Here is a 24886-nt window from a genome sequence, read left to right as displayed (position 1 = left end):
TATATAATTAAACAAATATTTAAACATGTAATTTTTCTTATAAAAGAATTACAAAGAGTATTTATCTTTAAACATTAAGATAGATGCATTAAGTACTGTTTATGGATAAGATTTAATATAATATATCAATATATTACTATTATTTATTATTATAAAATATACAAAATTACATATTTTATATATTAGACATATATACTATGTAAGTATGTTTTATAAAAATATTCTCATAACTACAAATAAACTTTTATAGTTTTAAAAAATATTATAGTATGAATAACAATACAAAAATATGTTATTCATACTTGTATAGCTAAACATATTTTATATAAAAACTATTTTATTGAATACATAAATAAAAATTAATATTATTAACACGATAATTTTGTACTAACAGCATTAGCAAGTATCTCTAATAAATGTTCAGTATCTTTCCAACTAAGACAAGGATCGGTAATAGATTGACCGTAAGTCATAGTATTACCTGTAATATTTTTCTGTGCTCCTTCTACTAAAAAACTTTCTGCCATAATTCCAACAATAGCTTGCGATCCATCTTTAATTTGTTGTCCAACATTAGCAGCAACATCCAACTGACGTCGATGCATTTTTTGGCAATTACCGTGACTAAAATCTATTACTACATGTTCAGGTAAATCAAATTCACGCAAGTTATCACAGGCAATAGTAATATCATCAGCATGATAATTTGGGGATTTACCACCACGCATAATAATGTGTCCATAAGGGTTGCCAATAGTTTGATAAATTGTCATTTGACCACTTTTATTAGGTGATAAAAATATATGTTTAGAGCGTGCAGCACGAATAGCATCAATTGCAATACGTATGTTGCCATCAGTGCCATTTTTAAATCCTACTGGACAAGATAAAGAAGAGGCCATTTCACGATGTATCTGACTTTCAGTCGTACGAGCACCTATAGCCCCCCAACTAATAAGATCAGCAATATATGGACCAGTAACCATGTCTAGAAATTCAGTAGCCGTTGGTACGCCTAATTCATTCACTTTTAATAATAATTGACGAGCTAAACGAATACCATAATTCACGTTATACGATCCATTAAGATTTGGATCAGAAATCAGTCCTTTCCAACCTATTACTGTACGTGGCTTTTCAAAATAAGTACGCATAACAATCTCTAAACTATTTTGATATTTGCTACGCATCACCGCTAAACGTTGAGCATAATCAATAGCAGCATCTATATCATGAATAGAACATGGACCAATAATAACTAATAAATGTTTATCATTGCCACATAATATTTGTTTAATTCTTTTACGTGATTCTGTCACATTTTTTGTAACCTGCGATATTACAGGAAGTTCTTTTTCTAGTTCTTCTGGTGTAACAAGTGTATCTATAAATGTAGTTCGTAATTTATTATTATTTTGCATAACTATCTCTAAATCTTTTTTTATTTACGACAGGAGCACTAGTCAGTAATGATTATTATCATAAAATAAATTATTAATAAATGAATATTAATCAATGTTTTTTTAAAAAAGATAACGTATTCTTTTTTAACTAGCGCAGTAATATATACTTATATGTTATCGATATTATCTATATTAATATAACTTTAAACATTATATTCAAGAGATACTTAAAGTTATATCAATGCAAACAAAAAATATTTTATATATTAATTTTTTATGACTAGATTAATGTATTTAATATGTATATTATACAATAAATATGGTATACAATAATTATAAATTATAACATATAAATAAATATTTTTATGAAAATAACAGTATTTAAAATAAATTATTTTACTTATAAGCTTTAATTAAATATAAATATTATTATATTAAATCAACACACTATATCATTCAATATGATATATTTTATACTTATTACAGTAAATATAATAATATTATACATAATACTATTAAAAGTTGCAAATAAGATTAAAAAATCCTGTAATTAAACATGTTAAATTACTATAATATAAAATATATTTAAATATCTTTTTGAGATAGAATTATTAAAAATCATGAAGGAAATATTATGTTATTTTATTGAACATAAACTAAAAATATTTGTTATTTTTTTGAAATTTATATGTAATATTTTTTTTATATACAAATTTTTAATATAAAATAGCTATTATTAATAAATGTATTAATAGTTGAATAACATATAAAATCATTTAATGCTAAAATATAATATTAATCAAACAATTATTCATGTAAGACCATTTAATAATTATTAATTTTATAAAAATAATTTTATGAATATATATAAACTTTAAAAATATTTTTATATTTATTGCTTACACAATTATATTGATTTAATCAATATATGTAATATATAACATACTAAAAACAAAAAATAATAATTATATACTCTGTTATTAAGACTAAATTAAACATTTTTATTTATTATAATATAATAAATTATTTTTTTAAAAAATTTAATAAATAAACTAAATAATTAGTTTTATTAACTTTATCAAAAGCAATAAATAAATTATATTATAAATAATTTTATGAGTATTATAATAAATAGCATATGAAAATGTTTCTGAATATAAATTATATTTAGAATCTAATTAAAAGAGATAATCATTAAGTATCTGCATATATTTAATGCCTATAATGATTAAGCAAATCTAATAAAGAAAAATGTAATTTATTAGTTAACATTATTATAGTATTTCAATATCAAAAACATAAAGATTTTTATAAAGTTATTATTATTTTTTGTATAGTAGTGCTATATAGTTATTTATAGATAGTTCATTAAATTATTATAATAAAATATAAAGTATATTATATATAAAAATTTTAAATTTCTTTTACTGTAAGCTTGCTTCATTAATTAATTTAAAACAAGCACTTCATATATTATCTATAGTAATAAGATTACTTACAGAGTTATCAAGATATTGATATAAGTATAAGTATAATACTTATTTATAATATACTTTATATTTTATTTATTTTGTAATTAATGTTTTACTTTTTTAATCTATGTTGTTTTATAAAATAATAATTATACTGTGCATTACTTAAACTGTTCTAGTATATCTTATCTATTGATAGAATTTGATAATTCATTATTAATGATAATTTATTATATAATATTATGTTAATCATCTTTATAACATAGAAATATTGTATTATTTGAATATATAATATTACTTTAAACTAAGTTTAATATTTAAAAATTTATTTTATAGCAAATAAAGATTAATCTATTAAATAGATACACTATAAATTATATCGTGAGAATTAGAATAAAATTTGTAAGATTTATAATAATAATCATATTTTTAATATTTTAATTAATAAAATAGTACTATTATAAGAAGTTATTGTTATGCTGTTATTTAAATAATCATTATTTATTTTTATTAGTTTTTTTATTAGAAATAATTTTCATATATCTACATAGAAATCATACTTTTACATTACATGACTATTTTAAAGAATATTTTTTAATAATTAAATTTATAGTGTACGTTGAGTAGTAGTCTTTTATTTTTATATAAAATAATAATAACATTATTTAATAATAATTTATAGACTATATTTAAAAAACTAATTTTAGTTGTTTAGTATAGTAAAATAAATAAAAAATAATGTTATTGATGATATCATATAAAGATATTTAATCTGTCTTAAATTAAAATATATAAAAATAATATTTTATACTAAAAATTAAAAATAAGCTATTACTCTTTTATTAATTTATTAAAAAATAAACTATTAATAATAAATATTTTAATATAGAATATATTATACTGATAATAGCTATTATAAATAAAATAAATAATATTTGTAATCATTTATTCCGACTAAATATGTATTTTAAAGTTACATTAATATTAGCTAATAAATTTTTTAAAACAGTTTTATTCAAAAGTATGTAACTTATTAATAATAATTCCAAGAGTTATTATTATAATAATAGTTTTGTTTTTAATTAAGTACTATATAAAATAAATTTTATATATTTAAAGGATGCTAAATTGTTGAATTGATTATTTATAGTCTATGCTATTTATAATAGCAGGTATTTAATATTTATGATATGTAATATTTGTTACATATATTATCAATAATATAAAATAATATATATATTATTACTTGTAAATATAGAGATAATATCTTATATATAAGTTATATGATTAAGTAGAAAATTTATATAATTACGATACATTAAATACTAACTATAGATTTGGAATACTATGATATTCATCATTATTATGATGCATTATTAGTTACAATATAAAATTATAAATTATGAGTTATATTTTTTGTATTTATTGTATTAAACATATTATTTAATTTTTATACAATATAATTATATTTTTGTTCAAATACTATTATATATCAATATATATTATATAATAAGATATTTTTTATCAAAACTATATATAATATTAAAAGTAATATAAACACTAAAAAATAAATATAATTTTTATTAATACTTTACACAATAAAAAGATAATATGTTTTTGTTTGTATTAAAAAAATTATTAAGTTGATACAATGAACATTGTATTTTAGTGAATAAACTAAAGTTCTGAATTAATATAGATTACACAAATCTTTTATAATCAATATATGATAAATATATTATCTAGTAATTTAAAAAATCTTACAGAAAAATTATTTTAATCTATTTATTATCAATATAATTATTTGTATATTTTAAGTTAATTTTTAATAAATTTATAGTTATTTATTATAATTTAATTTTTATAAAAATATTAATATATTTTCTTATAAAATAATATAATTATTGTGATATATAGATGCAATCTATTTAAATTATTTACTATAAAAATAGCACATTAAATATTTATTTAATAATATAATATTAATGTTTTATACTGATAAAATTATCATTTTTAATGATTATAATTAATGATAAGATTTACTATTAAAATATTTGTATTGAAAAATTATTTTAATGTATGATATTTCATATAATGAATGATCACTAAATATTTTAATTAACATAATTATATTAAAAATATTTTTAGAAAATTTAATTTTTTCTATGTATGATAAAATATATATACTTATATAAGTAACTAAAACATATTATTATGTATTATTGTGTATATACAAATTAACTTCTTATTAAATAATTGTACTTATAATATAAGTAAAATAAATATTTTTTGTATTTACTTTATAAATTTGTTATTGTTATTTGAATATCTTTATACTATATATCTTTATATTATATGTTTTAAATATAATATTAGCAACTTTTATAAAGTTATTTCATTATCATATACTATAATTTATTTTATCTAAAAAATTTTTTATCATAATAGTAATATAATTAATTTAATTTTTATAAAATAATTATTGAACATATTATTCTTCATTAATAATAATACTATCTTTTACCTCTAATTTTTTTTCTAAAATAGTAAGGCGTTGTTCAATAGATGCAAGTTTTTTGTTAGTATCATTAATACTACTAACTTGAATATCAAACTCTTCACGATTTACTAAATCCATACGATGTAACTGTGCTACTAATATTTGATTTATCTTTTTCTCAATATCTTCTCCGAACTCACGTAATCCTTTGGGTATATATTCTTGAACTTGACGAGCAATAAATGCAATTTTCTTGGGATTAATCATGGATTAATAACTCCTAATAATGTGATATTATTGTGTATATATACTATGTTGTATTAAATTATAATATTTTTTTATAAATATCTTGATTATTATTTTTAATAATTTACCGTAATTCTAATTGATATTAGCAATATAAAAATAAAATATATTTATATTATTTTTTTTATTTAAAAAAATATCTAAAATAATCAATGATATCTTTTACAAGATTTACTTGTGTACATTGTTTTCGTTACTAGATTATTTAATAATATTTTATTATAATAATATCTATTGATATTTTACATTTATTATTTTTTAATTTTAGTTTTTTTAAGATAATCAATAATATAAATATCCTAGATAACTTTGTACTTTATATTTTGGTAATGTATTACTAAATAATTTTAATATAAACTGACTTATTGCTTTAATAATTTTTTCTTTATAAAATAAATAATTTTTTTAATTTTTTATGTAATATTAAATTTTAATGATATAATATATTTAAAATTATTTAAACTGTTAATAGATATTAATAAATATAAATGAAAACTGTATAACATATGTCATTATTATTAATTAAATTAATAAAATTATATTTTATACATACATATATAATATATACTAATTATCTTACTGATAATTTATTTGTTAATATTCTATAATATATAATAGCTATATTTTAAATATGTAGTTTTAGGTGAATTATATATTAATATAGTATATATAACTATAATGGTTAGTCAATATAATAGATATTATATGTACAAATAATTTATAAAATATATATTCTTCTTAACTAAAAAATTATAATATATTTGAATATGAGTAAGTATGATGTCTCTTAACTTTAATAGTTTCTATAATACACACATACATTATCCTTTAAGGATAATATAATAATCATATTAATAAATATTTTATATTAGTTATTATATTGATTTATTTTTAATAATAAAAATTACATAAAATTACAATTTAAGATAGTAAGTATTATAATATTAATTTAATAAAGCATATAGACACTGTCTATAAAGTAAATTTTCTATATTATTAATAATAGTATAATCAATATTAATTTATTTCATATCACAATTAAACATTTTAGAATATACAGATATTCAATCTAGTATATATCTAATATCTAAAGTTATATTGATATTATTCATAATAACTGAATCTTATCTCTTAAGATAAACATAAATGTATAATTTATAGATCTATTAAAAAATAATTAGTTTGATATAATTTATCTTTAAAATAATTGTTTAAATTCATGATGAGAGTTGCTAATTATTTTAAATAATATTCTTAAAAATTTTACAAGTCTATGTTATGACAAATAATTAATAATTATTAATACTATTAAATATACAAATACTAATTATAAAGTTTTTCTCTTAAAAAGTAATATATACAAATAAGTATATTTTATATTCATTTTAATGATAATAATTAATATTTGTTTACATATACTAATATATCGTACTTTTATGCTACTCTATTCTGGTAGAGCATATTATGAATAAGATCATTTTATCGTGAATTAAATTTTATCTGTTAAGAAGCATAGTACTCCGATAAAATATGTAAAAAGCGCTTTCTCCTTTACGTAAAGGATATGATATCATGGTTATTAGACAATAAAAATCGTGAAAAATGCAAGAGATATAATTTTCCTGCTAAAAAATTACTGAATAACAGACAACTCTTACTATTCGCCACGGTAATGGCATGATGTATATCTTTGTATAACTCAAGATTATTGTTTACAGCTAAATCTACCAATGATAATAAATAATAATATGTATATCGATAAGGTATTGGATTTTCTATAATTATAAAAGTTGCTTTAGAAGCAAAATAAATGTTTATACACACGATCGTTAAATAACCATACACTGCTATCTTTGATAGTTGCTAAACCTATTAATCTTAATGCTCTAGATTATGTATTGTAATTACGAAGACAGAACAGTAGTATATTAAAAAGTTGTAGCATATACTAAAATAGCCATTTATTTAGTAAAATTAGCAGGATTTAGATATCCTGCAGTCGTATTGTGTGAACTAATTAATGATAAAGATACTATGTCTCATGCATTAGAGGTTTATTTATTTGCTAAGTAACATAATATGCTAGTTTTTACTGTGAAGCATTGAATATGCTGATTAGATTTTTACAAACATCTCAAAAATATTTATTAAATTATTAATAACATAAGTATTATTTTTTATTACTTTATAATATCGTATAAATAATCATATATTGATTATCTATACTACACTAGTGTGTATATTCAAGTAATATACAAGATATCATATAAACAACTTAAATAAATAAAATATACTCTATTGATAAACTATTTAATAATAAATATTATATTTTATCTTATCTTATCTTAAGATATTAAAATATTATACTTACTAAATTAATATTAATATTTATATGTGAATTAATAAGAGACTATATAATTTAATATTTTTTAAAAAATCTGCATTATCTAATAATAAAAATATTATGTCTTTTGTACAAAAATTATACTACATAAGTAATATCTAATATAATACTTTGTGAAGTATAATTAATCAAATAATTAAAAAATCTCTTTAGATAATCTTTATTTACATAAATAAATTTATATAATTTTTCATATATGAAGCATATTATTAAGATAATTTAAAAAAAGTAAATTTTATTAAATAAGTAATTATTTTTTAATAAGTGTAAGAATAGAATATATAATATTACTTAACAGTAATTACTTAAAAATATCTTTAATATTTAAAATAATATATTTAAATATTTTATTATTTAATATATAAATGATTACATATAACATATATAATTCAATTGTCAATGTATTTTATACATATAATTATATTAATAATCAAGTAATATAATTATATACAATAAAAATAACTTATAGCAAATTAATATAAAATAAAAAATATCTTATATTTACTATATTATATGTTATATCTTAAAATTTAATTTTATATTTCACTAAGAAACTACAATAATATATTAACTATTTATTTTATAAATCAATAATTATATTATAGTAACTCAATACAATCAAAATCATTTAATATAATATTAGCGATATTAACCAATATATATATTAATAATATATAATCCTTAATATTAATTTCTCGCATCTTGCAAGAAAGATAAAATAATTATTTGCTCTTCTTGATACACAACAAACTATTTATCATAGTTCTGTATTTTTGTTGATATAATAATTATTTCAATATAATGAATACTCCATAAATCATTAAAATTTAAATAGAATAAATATTTTAAGTATTTAAAATATTTTTAATAAAAGAATCATAATTACTTTTATTTTATTCAATAAATACTTGCTATATTTCTTAAATATTTTATATTGATGATTTAGCAGATAATAACTACTCAATATAGTTGATAACATCATAATATAATAACATATAAATTATATACTTAAATAGTTAAAAATATTATGTAATATTCAACAAAATCTTCAATAAGATCTTATAAAATTTTCAATTTTATAAAAATTAATAAAATTGATAAGATCAATATATTATACGTTGATTATAATACATATTATATAAAGATTTTTCTGGTATAATAGTTTAAATTTATTAAAAAAATAAGTTTTATTTAAAATAATAATTAGCTGCATTATTAGATATTTATTTATATATAAAATAATATTTATATTGAAAATATTAATTATTAAATTATCTATATTTAATAATAATATGTATATACATATTATTATATGTATATACATAATTTAATATAATAAAAATTACTTTAATAAATTTATAATAGTTTCGTATGTCTATGAGAGTTGACCTATAAGCCGGGTTCTGTTGTAGATAGTCATTCTTCTAGATTAGTAATCACTTACTGATTCAAGCAGCCTACCCTAGTTTAAGTACGGACCATACTATATAAACTATTTTTGGCCTTGCTCCAGGTGGAGTTTACCTGCCGTAGACTGTTACCAGCCTCGCGGTGCGCTCTTACCACACCATTTCACCCTTGCCTAATTTTGTTTAACACAAATTTTATAGGCGGTTTTTTTTCTGTTGCACTTGTCGTAAGCTTTATGCTTCCCAGGAGTTACCTGGCACCTTGTCCTATGGAGCCCGGACTTTCCTCCTCTTTATAATTATTACGATATTCTAAGAATATAATTACAAAGCGGCGACTATCTAGTCAACTCTGTTCTTATTATAATGCATGGTATTTCATTTGTCATCTTTTATTTTATCAAGGGTATGCTGATATAAAATATTTTTTTTAATACCATAAATTTTAGCTACTAGAGTAATTGCTGTTTTTAATGATAATTCTTTCTGCAGTAAAGCTAAAGTATATAAAGCTTTTACTCCAATAATATTTTTACTGCTTTTATGATTACCTTGAATAATTAAGACCATTTCACCACGACGGCGCATATCATCTTCTAATATCCAATTAAGTAATTTTTCTGCCGATGCACCATAAATATTCTCCCATCTTTTAGTTAACTCACGTGCTAAAACAATATAACGATCATGTCCCATTATTTCTATAATGTCTTTTAAAGATTCAATCAGTCGATGAGTAGATTCATAAAAAATTATTGTACGTGACTCTTCTAATAAAGAAAGTAATTTTTTTTTACGTAATTGAGTTTTTACAGGTAAAAACCCCTCATAACAAAATCTATTAGAAGAAATACCTGAAGCACATAATGCAGTAATAGCTGCACAAGCTCCTGGTAGAGGTATAACTCGAATTCCAACTGCATAACATCTCTGAACTAAATAATATCCAGGATCATTAATCAGTGGAGTACCGGCATCAGAAACTAATGCAATACTGTGACCATCTTGAAGCTTAATAATTAATTTGTTTGTCTTTTTGTGTTCATTATGATCATGTAAAGCACATAAATTAGTATTAATATCAAAATATTTTAATAAATTTTTTGTATTTCTAGTATCTTCAGCAGCTATTAAAGAAACAGCTTCCAGCGTATTTAAAGCTCGTTTAGTAATATCCTCGTAATTTCCTATTGGAGTAGGAACTATATATAGAGTTTTTTCAGAAATAATTGTTTGATAATACTGATTCATTTGATTTACCAATATGGTATATCTTTATTTTTGAAGAAAATATTTAAATCTAATATATTTCTTTCATATATTTCAGATTAAATATAAAATTAATTATCTTACTATTTTGGTAAAAATCATAATTATTTTAATTTGATGTATAAATATAACAATTATTAGTTTAATAATATGGTATATCATTAACTAAATGAATGACATAAATACATCTTCTTAATTTTAGCAATAAAATTGCTATTTTAGAATACCTTAAATATTAATTAATTATTTAATACGATGAATTTTATAAATAATTGATTAATAATTATTATTAAATATAATAGTATTATCTTATAATTAAGATGCACAAAATATAAATTTATTTTTTATAAAATTAAAAATGCTTTTCAAAAAAATATATAATTAGTATATTTAAATAACTAAAAAATATTAATTTTATTATAAAATAATATCAATCTATCCTTCACAAATTACTGTAGCACATGCATAGAAACGCTCATCAGATAAAGATACATGAATAGATATAATACCAACTTCTTTAGCAAAATCAGCTGCATGATCATGTAAAATTAACAATGGCTTACCAAATTTATTGTTATATACTTCAAATTGAGAATAAGTTAATCCATTACTCATGCCTACACCAAATGCTTTAGCTGCTGCTTCTTTTACCGCAAAACGTTTTGCAAGATAACGAATTTTTTGCCGGTGTGTACAATAACGTTTCCATTCAGTTACTGATAATACACGTTTAGCTAAATTATCACCTTTACGTAATAACACAGCCTCAATACGTGATATCTCAATAATATCAATACCTAATCCTAAAACAACCATTAATGATACATTTCCGTATATATTAATTATCTTAATAAGAAATTTAATTAATAATAAACTAAATATACTATAATGAATAGTGATATTTATCATATGGGTGTTAAAAATAATTTATTATTTATATGTCATGATTAAAAAATAATTTATATATTAATATATATTAATATAAGATAATAAAATAAAATTAAAAATTTTTTAAAATTTTAATATTTCTTTTTATTATATCGTTACTATAAGATAGTAATATATATATTATATATCATTTGCTTTCAATGAACCTATCAATTATTATATTTATATAAATTTTATCTTTATAAAAAGATTTATTTAAGTAGTATCTTTGATACATGAATTATATTTTATGTAATTTATCTTACTAAATATTAATTGTATTTTTAAAAAAATTATTTTATTAATTATAAATATTAATTAATTTCATATTTATTAAATAATTAAAAAATAATTTTATATATCATTATAATAGATTATATAATATAAATACTTTATCTACATTACTTATTTTATTTTTTCAGAAGAAATAATAATTATTTTATAATATTATTAAATTACTCATAATAATACAATATTATGATCCTTAATCAATACAATAATATAAAATTATTTAGTTTCAATTAAAATAAATATAGATTAAGAAATCATAAATATGATAAAAAATAATTTTTAATTAATAAAATTTTTTCTAATATAAAATAATATATAAATTATTACTATAATTTTCTGTTTATTGAAAAACTTTACATATATTGAATATTTTATATTCAAAAAATCTAAAGTTTTTCTAAAACCAGGATCCTCTCAAAATATGTTGCAAAATATTTTGAAAGGATCTAATATTAGATGGGATATAATCCTATTTTTTTGAATAAAATATGTTAACCTTTAAATATAAATTTTGAAATAATCTATAAAATTTATTACTAAATAATAAATATTTTATTAAAATCTTATTCACAATTAATGATATTATCAATTATGTTGATTGTACAAAAACTAGATATTAAAATTTTAGATTCGCGTATTAAAGAAAAATTTTCATTACCAACTTATGCTACTTCAGGGTCAGCAGGATTAGATTTATATGCTTGTTTAGACGATACTATTAATTTAGCTGCAGGTGCAAGTATTTTACTTTCTTCAGGCATAGCTATACATATTAAAGATCCTAATATAGCTGCTATTATTATACCACGCTCTGGTTTAGGACATAAAAATGGTATCGTATTAGGAAATCTAATCGGTTTAATAGATGCTGATTATCAAGGACCATTAATGATTTCTCTTTGGAATCGTGGTCAAAATACTTTTAATATTACACCAGGAGCACGTATTGCTCAAATGGTATTAATACCTATTATAAAAGCAGTGTTTAATGTAGTAGAATCGTTTGAAAAGAGTGAGCGTGGTATTGATGGTTTTGGTCATTCAGGTACATAATCATCAATTTATTATATAAACAACTAATTTAATTTTAATTGTATTTTATATTTAAACTAATATTTTAATTATAGTGCAATTATAAATAAATATATAATTTCTTAATTATATTTTTAGATTAATTATCATTATAGGATATAATCATGACAATATATAAAATATAAATAGTTAATAACATAAATATAATTTATTAAAATTAAATTTTTTTCATAAAATATCATTATATTAAAAAATATTAAATAATATTTTTTATTATTATACCGTTGTTCATAATCTCATTTTTTTAAAAAATATTTGAATATATGAATATAATAATTTGTAAAGTAAGTAAATATTTTAAAATGAAATATTTATTATCATAATATCCATTAAGCAAATATTTAGTGAAATTTTGAAAAAATATAAAAGATATATTAACAATGTTATATATGTGTGTGTTAAATAATATAAATATATTTTTTATTTATTAATCATATTATTATAATTCCGTAATTATAGTATTTTACTATAAAAAATTTATTAAAATATAAAAAATACATAACATCAATAAAAAATAATTATTAATTAAAGTTTTTGGTAAATATTACCTACAATCCTAGATTACGTAGCATCACTTTATTATTAGTCCAATCATATTTTACTTTAACCCATAACTTAAGATTCACTTTAGTTTCCAATATATTTTCGATGTCTTGACGAGCTGCAATGCTAATAGTTTTCATTTTAAGACCTTTATTACCAATAACTATTTTTTTTTGATTTATACGTTCTACTATAATGAGGCCATAAATATCATATATACCATGTCTATAATTAAAATTTTCAATTTTAACTGCGACAGAATAAGGTAATTCTTCTCCTAAAAAACGCATTAGTTTTTCACGAATAATTTCAGACACTATAAAACGCTGCGAAAGATTAGTAATGTAATTATCTGGAAATAAATGACTAGCTATCGGTAATCGATGATGCACTATATTAGCTATAATATCAATATTAGTATTTTTTTTAGCAGATATTGGAACCACATCAATAAATTTCATCTTCTTAATAAGAAAATTAATATACGGTAATAGACTAGATTTATTACGACAATTATCTATTTTATTAATCACTAAAATAACAGGAGTTATAAGATAGCGTAACTTATTTAAAATAATGTTATCTTCTTGAGTCCATTGAGTAGCTTCAACAATAAAAATAATAAGTGATGTATTATCTATAGAACTCATTGCTGCTTTATTCATGAAACGATTTATAACATGTTTTTCTTTAATATGTATACCTGGGGTATCTACATAGATAGCTTGATATACACCTTCAGTACTAATACCTGTAATGCGCTGACGAGTTGTTTGTGGTTTACAAGAAGTAATAGAAATTTTTTGTCCTAATAATTGATTAAATAGAGTTGATTTGCCAACGTTAGGGTGACCAAGTATAGGAATAAATCCACAATAATTTTTATCTTTCATTTATAAAACCAACTGTTTTAATGCTTTTTTAGCAGCTGATTGTTCAGCTTTACGACGACTTGATCCTATGCCTATTAATGGTTTATTGAGACCACTAACCTGACAATATACAGTAAAATTCTGATCATGTGCTTCACCTTGAGTTTGAACGACCCAATACGATGGTAATGGTAGGTGATGTCCTTGTAATAATTCTTGTAATCTTGTTTTATAATCTTTTTGTTTTTCACCAGGATGAATATCATGTAAACGTGAATGATACCAATTTAAAATTAATTGTTCAATGGTTTTGATATCACTATCTAAAAAAATACCACCAATAAGCGCTTCTATAGTATCAGCTAAAATAGAATCACGTCGATAACCACCACTTTTAAATTCACCTGGTCCAAGTCTTAAACATTCACCTATATTAAATTCTCGTGCCATATCTGCTAATGTATTTCCACGTACTAAAGTAGCGCGCATGCGACTCATATCACCTTCATCAACCAACGGAAAACGATGGTAAAGTTCATTAGCAATAACAAAACTAAGAATAGAATCTCCAAGAAATTCTAAACGTTCATTTTGTTCGCTACTAGCACTACGATGAGTTAATGCTTGTAATAACAGTTCTTGCTGTCGAAAAATATAACCTAATTTTTTCTGAAGACGGTAAGTAACATTGAGATTCATGAGATACCAAAAAATCTATAATGCGCAAAATTACAGCAGAAACAAATTATTCTTATTATAAATAATAATAATATTATTTTGGCTTGATAATATCCTTTATGAAAGACAACAGATAATTTTATTATTATTCATAACTATTCTACAATAAAGAAAATTTTATTTTGTAGCACTATGTCTAATCATTTATATTTAAAATATATGCAAAAAATAAATATTTTATATATTTAAAATATCAAAAAATAATGTGTATTTAAAAATATAACTGTATAAACTGTATTTTATTTACTAAACTAATATTTTGAACAGTAATTATAAGGTGCTTATGATTTCATATAAAAATACTTCTTGAATTATTAAAATATAATCATTTATTATAATAAGTATGAAAACTTATACCTAACTACTTAATTAAAATTTCATTATTACACATGTTATTCTTATATAAGAACATATTCTTTTTAAGAAATTTTATTACTATCAATATATCTTATATATTTACTATATATAAGTATTTACTTATATATATAAGTTAGCATATATTTCAACTATATATCTAAGATAAAGTTTATTTTTATATACATTATATGTTACATATACTCATATTTTAATTTAAAATTAATATTTACTAATGCTTGTAATATTTATGTTTACTTAAATAATAATATTTTATTTAAAAAATTATTGGATATTACCAATTCGATGTAAGCGTAACCCTATAGGCCATTTCCCTGCTTGCTTTTCTAAACTCATCCAAATTATTGTAGCTTTACCTACCAAGTTTTTATCAGGTATAAATCCCCAATAACGACTATCAGAACTATTATCACGGTTATCACCCATCATAAAATAACAACCTTTTGGAACAATCCAAACACCATTAGGCTGACCAGGTTGATGGTAATAACGTAGCATGATATCTTGAGCTTGGGGTATCGTTAAAATATGATGAGCAACATTACCTAAAATTTCTGTGCGATCATCCATGCGATAACCATCTTGTATGTTATGATTTATAGGAATTTTTAAAAAATTAGTACTTACTTTACCATTTTGAAGATTATTAAAAGTTTGTACCCATTCGCTTGGTTTATTTTTAGTATAAATAATTGGTATATTTGTGTTATAGGTATTATTATTATGTTGAATCACCTTAGAAATAGTTATTTCTTTACTATAAGGATTATAAGTTACTTTATCTCCAGGCAATCCAATTACACGTTTAATATAATTTAAATGTTCATCAAGAGGATATTTAAATACCACAAGATCCCCACGCTTTGGATGTCCAGTTTTAATAATATTATACTGTGTTATAGGTTCTTTAATACCATAAGCAAATTTTTCAACTAGAATAAAATCACCAATTAATAATGTTGGCATAACAGATCCAGATGGAATTTGAAATGGCTCATAGATAAACGAACGCATAATAAGAACTAACATCAATATAGGAAAAAGTGATACACATGGTTCAATCCAACTAAGCATTATGTATCTTATCTTCTTTTTTTTCGAATTATTAAATGTTTGAGTAGTAACATATTTATGTGTTTCGCTATACTTTGAAATTAACTCAAAACGATATAAAATCCAAATTACTCCTGTTACGAACGTTGCAATAACTAAAATTAAAGCAAACATATTAGCCATACAAATAAGCTCCTTAAATATCTTATATTTTTGTAGTTAAATATTATATAATATCTTATATTTTATAAATATAAAAAATAAGTAACTCTAAAAATTTATTTACTTTTATCACATATTTATTATTTTTTTATATGCAAAATAGCTAAAAATACTTCCTGTGATAATGCTATATTACCTATATATTTCATACGTTTTTTACCATCTTTTTGCTTCTGTAATAATTTTTTCTTACGGCTAATATCACCACCATAACATTTAGCAAGAACATTTTTACGTAATTGTTTAACTGTTACACGTGAAATAATTTGATTACCTATAGCAGCTTGAATAGCTACATCAAATTGTTGACGCGGAATAAATTCTTTTATCTTTTGAACAAGCTCTCTACCACGATGCAAAGCGTTGTCTCGATGTATTAACAATGCTAATGCATCTACTCGTTGAGTATTAATTAAAAATTCTAAACAAACCATATCAGACTGTTTAAAATGCTTAAAAATATAATCTAAAGAAGCATAACCACGGGAAATAGATTTTAAACGATCAAATAAATCTATAACTACTTCTGCCATTGGCATTTCGTATGTTAACGCTACTTGATTGCCGTAATAAACCATATTTATTTGCATACCACGCTTTTCAATGCAAAGTTTAATAATATTACCTAGATATTCTTTAGGTAACAGTATATGACATTCAGCAATTGGTTCACGTAATTCTGCTATATGATTAATAATAGGCAACTTAGATGGATTATCAATATAAATTATATCATCATTAATCATTTTAATTTGATAAATAACCGTTGGTGCTGTAGTAATTAAATCTAGATTGTATTCGCGTTCTAAACGTTCCTGAATAATTTCCATATGCAATAAACCTAAAAAACCACAGCGAAATCCAAAACCTAACATAGTTGATTTTTCTGGTTCATAGAATAGAGCAGCATCATTCAGTTGAAGTTTACCTAAAGCACTACGGAAAGATTCATAGTCTTCTGATCTGACAGGAAATATTCCAGCATACACTTGAGGTTTTACTTTTTTAAATCCTGGTAATGAACTATATGCTGGATTATTTGTTAATGTTAAAGTATCCCCTACTGGAGAACCGTGGATATTTTTAATAGCACAAATCAACCAACCTACTTCGCCGCATTTTAATACATTGCGTTGAATTCTTTTAGGTGTAAAAATACCCATCTGATCAACATGATATACTTGACCAGTACTCATCACTTTTACTTTCGCACCCTTATACAGAGTACCATTTTTAATTCTAATAAGAGAAACTACACCTAAATAATCATCAAACCAAGAATCTATAATTAATGCCTGTAATGATCCTAACGGATCCCCTATTGGACAAGAAATATCACGTACTAAACGTTCAAGTACATCAATTATACCTGCACCAGTTTTTGCAGAACAACGCACAGCATTACGTGCATCAATACCAATTATATCTTCTATCTCCTGTACTACACGATCAGGATTAGCTGCTGGTAAGTCAATTTTATTGAGTATAGGAACAACTTCTAAACCCATTTCTATTGCAGTATAACAATTTGCTAAAGTTTGTGCTTCAACCCCCTGACTTGAGTCTACTATTAATAAAGCGCCTTCACATGCTGCTAATGATCGAGACACTTCATAAGAAAAATCTACGTGTCCTGGAGTATCAATAAGATTTAATTGATAATTTGTATGATTTTGTGCTTTATAAGCAAGCATAACACTTTGTGCTTTAATAGTAATTCCACGTTCCCGTTCTAGATCCATTGAATCTAGTACTTGTGACTCCATTTCACGATCAGTTAAACCTCCGCAAATTTGAATAATACGATCAGATAATGTTGATTTACCATGATCAATATGCGCGATAATAGAAAAATTTCTTATATGCTTCATAATTAATAATATTTTGCCTGGTAATTTCTAGGTTGTTAGCTTACAAGAAGCACTGATAAAATGCAGAACTAATAATTTAACGTTTATTATTTTAGGTCTATTTAATGATACAAATAATACTCGGTAATCTTAAATTTTTATAAAAGCATAATAATAAAAAATATACCGTAAAATTACATAACAATTAATAATTATAAATTAATCAACTGATGAGTTATTGAAATCTTAATATTCAGATAACGTAAAAAATTACATTTTCACTAACTATATAATTAAAACAGATTACAAATTGATGTCAATATACATGTAGCTAGTAAGTGTGTTATCAAAATACTACTTTATGGATAATATAGTATTAAAGATTCTTATGAATGATAATGAATTATCTAATAATATAAGAATGATCATTGAATAGCTTATTATTACTACATTACTTGAGTAACTTATAATTTACTATATCAAAGATATTATACTTACTAATATTACTAATCTAAACATCATAGAATAATATAAAATTATAAATTATTTATATTGATCTTATATAATAATTACAGTGATATTGTGTAATAATAAAAGCGTATACTATTAAATAATTATTGTTTGTATAGTTATAATGAATTATTAAGTATGACTTAATAATGTAAAAATACAAAATTATATTTATAATAAATTATTATCAAGCATTTGATATATTAAGCATTGTGTTGCTGTAGTAAATAAAAAAATTATTTTACTATACTTGGAATATATTTTGCTTGTTAAGATATTTATCTATATAATAATTAATATAGTATATTTTATTTTTTATGTTATCTTGTTCAATTACATTAAAATTTATTATATATAATAAATTTTAATAAGATAAAATAGTAACTTAATAAATTATATTTTTTATTAAGTATTTTATATAAATAATTTAATTATATATAAAATATTTTTCTATATAATATATATGCAACTAATATAAATAATATTATAAATTTTTTAATAAAATAAATATTACTTTATAAGACATTCATTTAATGAATATACATTTTTTTAAAAAACATAAAGTTATTTTTAATAAAAGTAATAAATATATTTTCTATATTAAAGTTAATATTATATCTAATAATAAAAAAATATAAAGTAATTACTTTATATAAAATATAGTACAATAATAATAAAATATTTAAAATTAACTTAATGTATACTAATAATTTATTGGTATGTATTTTAAAATAATTTAAATTATTACCAATTACTCTGATGATGTTTTTTATAAATACTGAGTTCAATACTTACTAAGTAGATAATAATATATAAATTCATTAATATAGTACAATATATTAGATATATTTATATGTTTTACTATAGTAGTAAAACTAAGATACTACACATTAAATATATTTATATATCATATCATCTTACTTGCTAATCAACATTATATATCAATTAAGAACTTATAATATAAGCAAATTACTTGACATTATTTATAATAAATATTATCATTTTATTATAGTACTGATCTACACTTCTAAATATTCTGTTACATTAACTGCAAGCATATTTATCGATACTTAATTCTAATTAATAAATATGTTGTTATTTGATTAAATAAGTTTACTTATTGGTATAATACATAAATAATTATCTATATATTTCTGAGTTATAATACTAATTTTTTGTAATTTGCTTATTTTATCGCTATTACTATATTCAGGGATTTATCCCAATCGTATTTTGTGAATAACAAAAATACCTGACTATATAAATTAATAACTTAATATATACGATGTTATATTAATCATTAATTAGTAATAAGCTATATATAGTAATTCCTTATCTATCTAATATTTATTATGCTTCTGATTATTCCAAATAAGTTATAATAAAATTTACTAAATAAAAAATGCTATAATATATATTATTTTTTTATTAAAAGACATCCTGTTGTTTAATAGCAAACAAACATTTTCTATATTAGTAAAATTAATTATTAGTTTTATAAAAATTAATATTAGGTATTATATATGCAAGATATATTATTCTTAATAATTTATTTAACATAAATTTAAGAGAATACATTCTAAAAATTAATTTTAATATCTATATTAATCGATGCGCTAAATCGTGCTTAATTATCATGTTCAACTAAAATTTATTATGTATTATTATTCTAAATAAGCATATATTTAATGTATCAAATATATAGTATACGAAATAATATTTGAAACAATAAAATTGATTTATATCATTTTATTTTTGCAGTAAGACAATTTATCTGCAAGATAGAAAAAATAAAATACATTCTTTGTAAGAATACATGCTATATATAATTTAAAATATTACTAATAAGCATTATCTTTATAATGCTGAGTTTTTTGTATTAAGTTTAATATAATAAATATTATTAATAACTATAATTTAATAATAATCAATGTATAATAAAATTAATAAGACGAGATATATCTGTGATAAATAGTATTTATATAATTATTTTAAACATATTTAAAAAATTATAATATATTATATTTTATACGCATAATGAATGATATTGTATTCTATTTATGTGTAACATCTAGTTATTTTTATATACTTAGAAAGTAATAACATTTACTACAAGCTAGTATTAACAATAAATAATTATATTTCACAGTTATTAAATAATATTGACAATAAAAACAATACTTTATTAATTGATAAAACAATGAATCTGTATTAATAAATATATAAAAATATAATAACAGTACTTATGCTTAGCATAATATGTCTAGGAACTTATAAAGAATATTTTTAATATTAACTAATATTTTAATATATAACCAAATATAGATTACAATTATTATAATAAAACATATATTTTAATTGATTTGTATGCATTATGTAAAAATTTAAAATTATAGTAATATATTATATTATATAATATATGTTAAATAAGAGCATAAAATAAAATATTATATATTTATGATATTAAATATTACCTTTTATCAATCAAGATAACAATAACAATATGATTCCTGTAATAGTTATAGGACATCTTGTATAATATGTAATAAAATTAGTTTTTATATAGTATGCATGTTTATAAAGCCTTTCATTATAACTCTTAATATTTCATGCTTATTCACATAATGAATTTTTATATATTCAAGATTTTAGTAAATTTTATTTGTAATATATAATATAAAAATATTATTATTTAAATTAAAATTATTATAATGTACACTATGGATAAATAATATATAATATTAAGTATAAATAATATGTTATTAAATAATTTATTAATTTTTTAGTATATGCATAATATAAAAATTATTATAGATAATATTATTTATTATCGTCATATCAACATAATAAATATACTAGTATTTAGTATTGGTATATAATATAAAAACTTAATATATTAAAAATAAATAAATTTTTTCAATAAGAATATGAAAATAAGTAGATACAGTAATGTTTATCAATATTCTAAATAATATAACTTTATTTATTAAGAGATATTATACATAGTTACATAAATCATAATTAATATAAAATACAACTTTTAGTACTACAATTATTTACTTAAGTTACAACTATTTTTGCCTATTTTATATATAATAGATTTTTTTGGTAAAAATAACTTATATATTATAGAATAAAAGAAAATATTAGAATGATATAACTTTTTAAAGTATAAATGATTATTTTTTATTTTTTAAAATATTTAATAAAATATATAAATAAGAGATTATAAATATAATATATCTCATATGTCAAAATCATTTATAAAAAGTATTATATCTAACTAAAAATTACATCTATAACATCTAACATTAACAATAATACTTTTATTAATTTCTACCATAATTTTTAAGCATACATATGCTATGTTGATGTTATTATTATAGATAAATTATCAATATAACTAATATATTTATAGAATAATATTATGATAATGTAAAATATACTTATTATTTTTTATACTTCTTTTAGTGGTTAAATAATCTTTGGTAATTCTACTAATAATATAAATATCTATTAATATATTTTATGAAACATAATCTTGCTGTATATAAAATAATATTTATACATAAAATATACTATAATAAGCATATTTTATGTTTTTATAATCTGCAATCTTAATCATTAAATCAAGATCTAGCTTGATTCATTATAAATAGGTATAAAATAAACAAATGTTAAAGAGTACAATGAATATTGCTAGTTACGATACCGAGTTATGGCAAGCCATGGAAAAAGAGGTATTACGCCAAGAAGAACATATTGAACTTATTGCATCAGAAAATTATACTAGCCTGCGAGTTATGGAAGCTCAAGGCTCCCAACTAACTAATAAATATGCTGAAGGATATCCTGGAAGACGTTATTATGGGGGTTGTCAGTATATTGATGTTATAGAGCAACTCGCAATTAATCGAGCTAAAAAATTATTTGGAGCTGATTATGCTAATGTACAACCTCATTCTGGATCTCAGGCTAACTTTAGCGTTTATACTGCCCTTTTGCAACCAGGAGATCATGTTTTAGGTATGAATTTAACACATGGAGGACATTTAACACATGGTTCTCCGGTTAATTTTTCAGGTCAATTATATAATATTGTTTCTTATGGTGTAGATGAAAATGGTCATATTAATTATGATGATCTAGCAGCCCAAGCTAAAAAATACCATACTAAAATGATTATTGGTGGATTTTCAGCATATTCAGGAGTTGTTGATTGGGCTAGAATGCGTAGAATAGCTGACAGTATTGATGCTTATTTATTTATTGATATGGCTCATATTGCTGGTATGGTAGCTGCTGGATTGTATCCAAACCCAATACCGTATGCTCATGTTGTAACCACAACTACTCATAAAACTTTAGCTGGTCCTCGTGGCGGTTTAATTTTAGCAAAAAATGGTAGTAAACAACTATATAAAAAGCTAAATGCCGCAGTTTTTCCAGGAACACAAGGTGGTCCTCTTATGCATGTAATTGCAGGTAAAGCAGTAGCATTAAAAGAGGCTATGGAACCAGAATTTAAAATATATCAAGAATTAATTGTAAAAAATGCAAAAGAAATGGTTGCAGTATTTTTAGCCCGTAATTATAAAGTTGTTTCTGGAGGTACTGCCAATCATATGTTTTTACTAAATTTAGTAGATAAAAATATTACAGGTAAAACAGCAGAAATTGCTTTAGGTAATGCAAATATTACTGTAAATAGAAACAGTATTCCAAATGATGATAAAAGTCCGTTAATAACTTCTGGAATACGTATTGGCACTCCAGCGATTACTCGTCGTGGTTTTAAAGAAAATGATGCGCATAAATTAGCTGAATGGATGTGTGATGTGTTAGACAATATTCATGATGATATCACTATTAAATATATTAAAAAAAAAGTTTTAAATATTTGCTCTCGTTTACCAGTTTATACATAAAAGATAATATACAGATGAATTAATTACTCAAAAAATAATAATTACTTACATAATTAATAATAGAATATTTACATATTTTTAAAAAAGTTATATATTTATTTAATTAAATTACTAAATTATAGACAATTAATATTAATAAGTATCATGTTTGATATAATATCAACAATATTGTATTACAATAAAAGATTATTATATATTTAAACAAATATGATTGTTATTATTAATAAATAATATATGTTAATTAATTTAGGTAATATATTTACTAGTATAATTTTTATTGATTTTTACTTAAATCTTAAACTTATAAAGTATATAAAGTATTTTATTAATATATTTTTATAATTTATTTAATATTTTACATGTTATAAAATATTTTATTATTTAATAATAATTAGATATTATCTAATAATAATAAAAAATTAAAAATACAATACCTGTATTAAATAATTTTTATAAAAATTATATTAAAATAATTATTGTTTTTATTTTTTAATAAAAATAGTATATTTAATAATTTCAATGTTTGTGATATTTTCAATATATTAAAAAAATTACTGATTACATATTATAAATAACAATATTTTATATTATAAGATTTTTATAAAAATAATTTTATTGCAATCATTGTATTAACAAAATAACTATTCTTATCTGTTAATAAAAATGAAATATTATACGGTATTATTTAATATATCATATCTTTATAAAATATTTTTTAATAT

The 24886-nt window shown here is 20.4% G+C and carries 11 protein-coding genes and 1 other RNA gene; 2 read left to right on the top strand and 10 right to left on the bottom strand.

Going from position 1 to position 24886, the window contains the following annotated elements; translation table 11 throughout:
- Window positions 1–368: 368 nt before the first annotated feature.
- The 6 genes from GII40_RS00150 to acpS form a co-directional block, all read right to left on the bottom strand.
- A complete protein-coding gene (locus GII40_RS00150) occupies window positions 369–1421 on the bottom strand; it encodes a 3-deoxy-7-phosphoheptulonate synthase (RefSeq protein ID WP_226813398.1) in 1053 nt (350 codons plus the stop codon).
- A 3945-nt stretch (window positions 1422–5366) separates the two neighbouring features.
- The gene (locus GII40_RS00145; RefSeq protein ID WP_226813397.1) at window positions 5367–5642 is read right to left on the bottom strand and encodes an accessory factor UbiK family protein; all 276 of its coding nucleotides are present in this window, start codon (window positions 5640–5642) and stop codon (window positions 5367–5369) included.
- Window positions 5643–7232: 1590 nt separating this feature from the next.
- A complete protein-coding gene (locus GII40_RS00140; RefSeq protein WP_226813396.1) occupies window positions 7233–7505 on the bottom strand; it encodes a hypothetical protein in 273 nt (90 codons plus the stop codon).
- A gap of 1956 nt (window positions 7506–9461) precedes the next feature.
- Window positions 9462–9848: RNase P RNA component class A (gene rnpB / locus GII40_RS00135), an RNA gene on the bottom strand.
- A 24-nt stretch (window positions 9849–9872) separates the two neighbouring features.
- Entirely contained in the window at window positions 9873–10745 is an 873-nt protein-coding gene (gene rsmI / locus GII40_RS00130; protein ID WP_226813395.1) for a 16S rRNA (cytidine(1402)-2'-O)-methyltransferase, read from the bottom strand.
- Window positions 10746–11198: 453 nt separating this feature from the next.
- On the bottom strand, window positions 11199–11579 hold the full coding sequence (gene acpS, locus GII40_RS00125; protein ID WP_226813394.1) for a holo-ACP synthase: 381 nt from the start codon (window positions 11577–11579) through the stop codon (window positions 11199–11201).
- Window positions 11580–12578: 999 nt separating this feature from the next.
- Between acpS and dut the strand changes: the two genes are divergently transcribed.
- On the top strand, window positions 12579–13034 hold the full coding sequence (gene dut / locus GII40_RS00120; RefSeq protein ID WP_226813651.1) for a dUTP diphosphatase: 456 nt from the start codon (window positions 12579–12581) through the stop codon (window positions 13032–13034).
- 587 nt (window positions 13035–13621) lie between these two features.
- Here dut and era read toward each other — a convergent pair.
- The 4 genes from era to lepA form a co-directional block, all read right to left on the bottom strand.
- Window positions 13622–14509: a GTPase Era gene (gene era / locus GII40_RS00115; protein WP_226813393.1), complete on the bottom strand. Its 888-nt coding sequence runs from the start codon at window positions 14507–14509 to the stop codon at window positions 13622–13624.
- Entirely contained in the window at window positions 14510–15187 is a 678-nt protein-coding gene (rnc, locus tag GII40_RS00110) for a ribonuclease III (protein ID WP_226813392.1), read from the bottom strand.
- Window positions 15188–15865: 678 nt separating this feature from the next.
- Window positions 15866–16837 carry a signal peptidase I gene (lepB, locus tag GII40_RS00105; RefSeq protein ID WP_226813391.1) on the bottom strand — a complete coding sequence of 324 codons (972 nt, stop codon included), beginning with the start codon at window positions 16835–16837 and terminating at the stop codon, window positions 15866–15868.
- 119 nt (window positions 16838–16956) lie between these two features.
- Window positions 16957–18747 carry a translation elongation factor 4 gene (gene lepA, locus GII40_RS00100; protein ID WP_226813390.1) on the bottom strand — a complete coding sequence of 597 codons (1791 nt, stop codon included), beginning with the start codon at window positions 18745–18747 and terminating at the stop codon, window positions 16957–16959.
- Window positions 18748–22910: 4163 nt separating this feature from the next.
- Between lepA and glyA the strand changes: the two genes are divergently transcribed.
- Window positions 22911–24164, top strand: a complete 1254-nt coding sequence (gene glyA, locus GII40_RS00095) for a serine hydroxymethyltransferase (RefSeq protein ID WP_226813389.1) — start codon at window positions 22911–22913, stop codon at window positions 24162–24164.
- The last annotated feature ends 722 nt before the right edge of the window (window positions 24165–24886 follow it).

The sequence above is a fragment of the Candidatus Profftia lariciata genome (assembly GCF_020541265.1).
Lineage (GTDB): Bacteria > Pseudomonadota > Gammaproteobacteria > Enterobacterales > Enterobacteriaceae > Profftia > Profftia lariciata.
The sequence above is the reverse complement of the archived record's forward strand: the minus strand, read 5'-3'. Positions and strand labels throughout refer to the sequence as shown.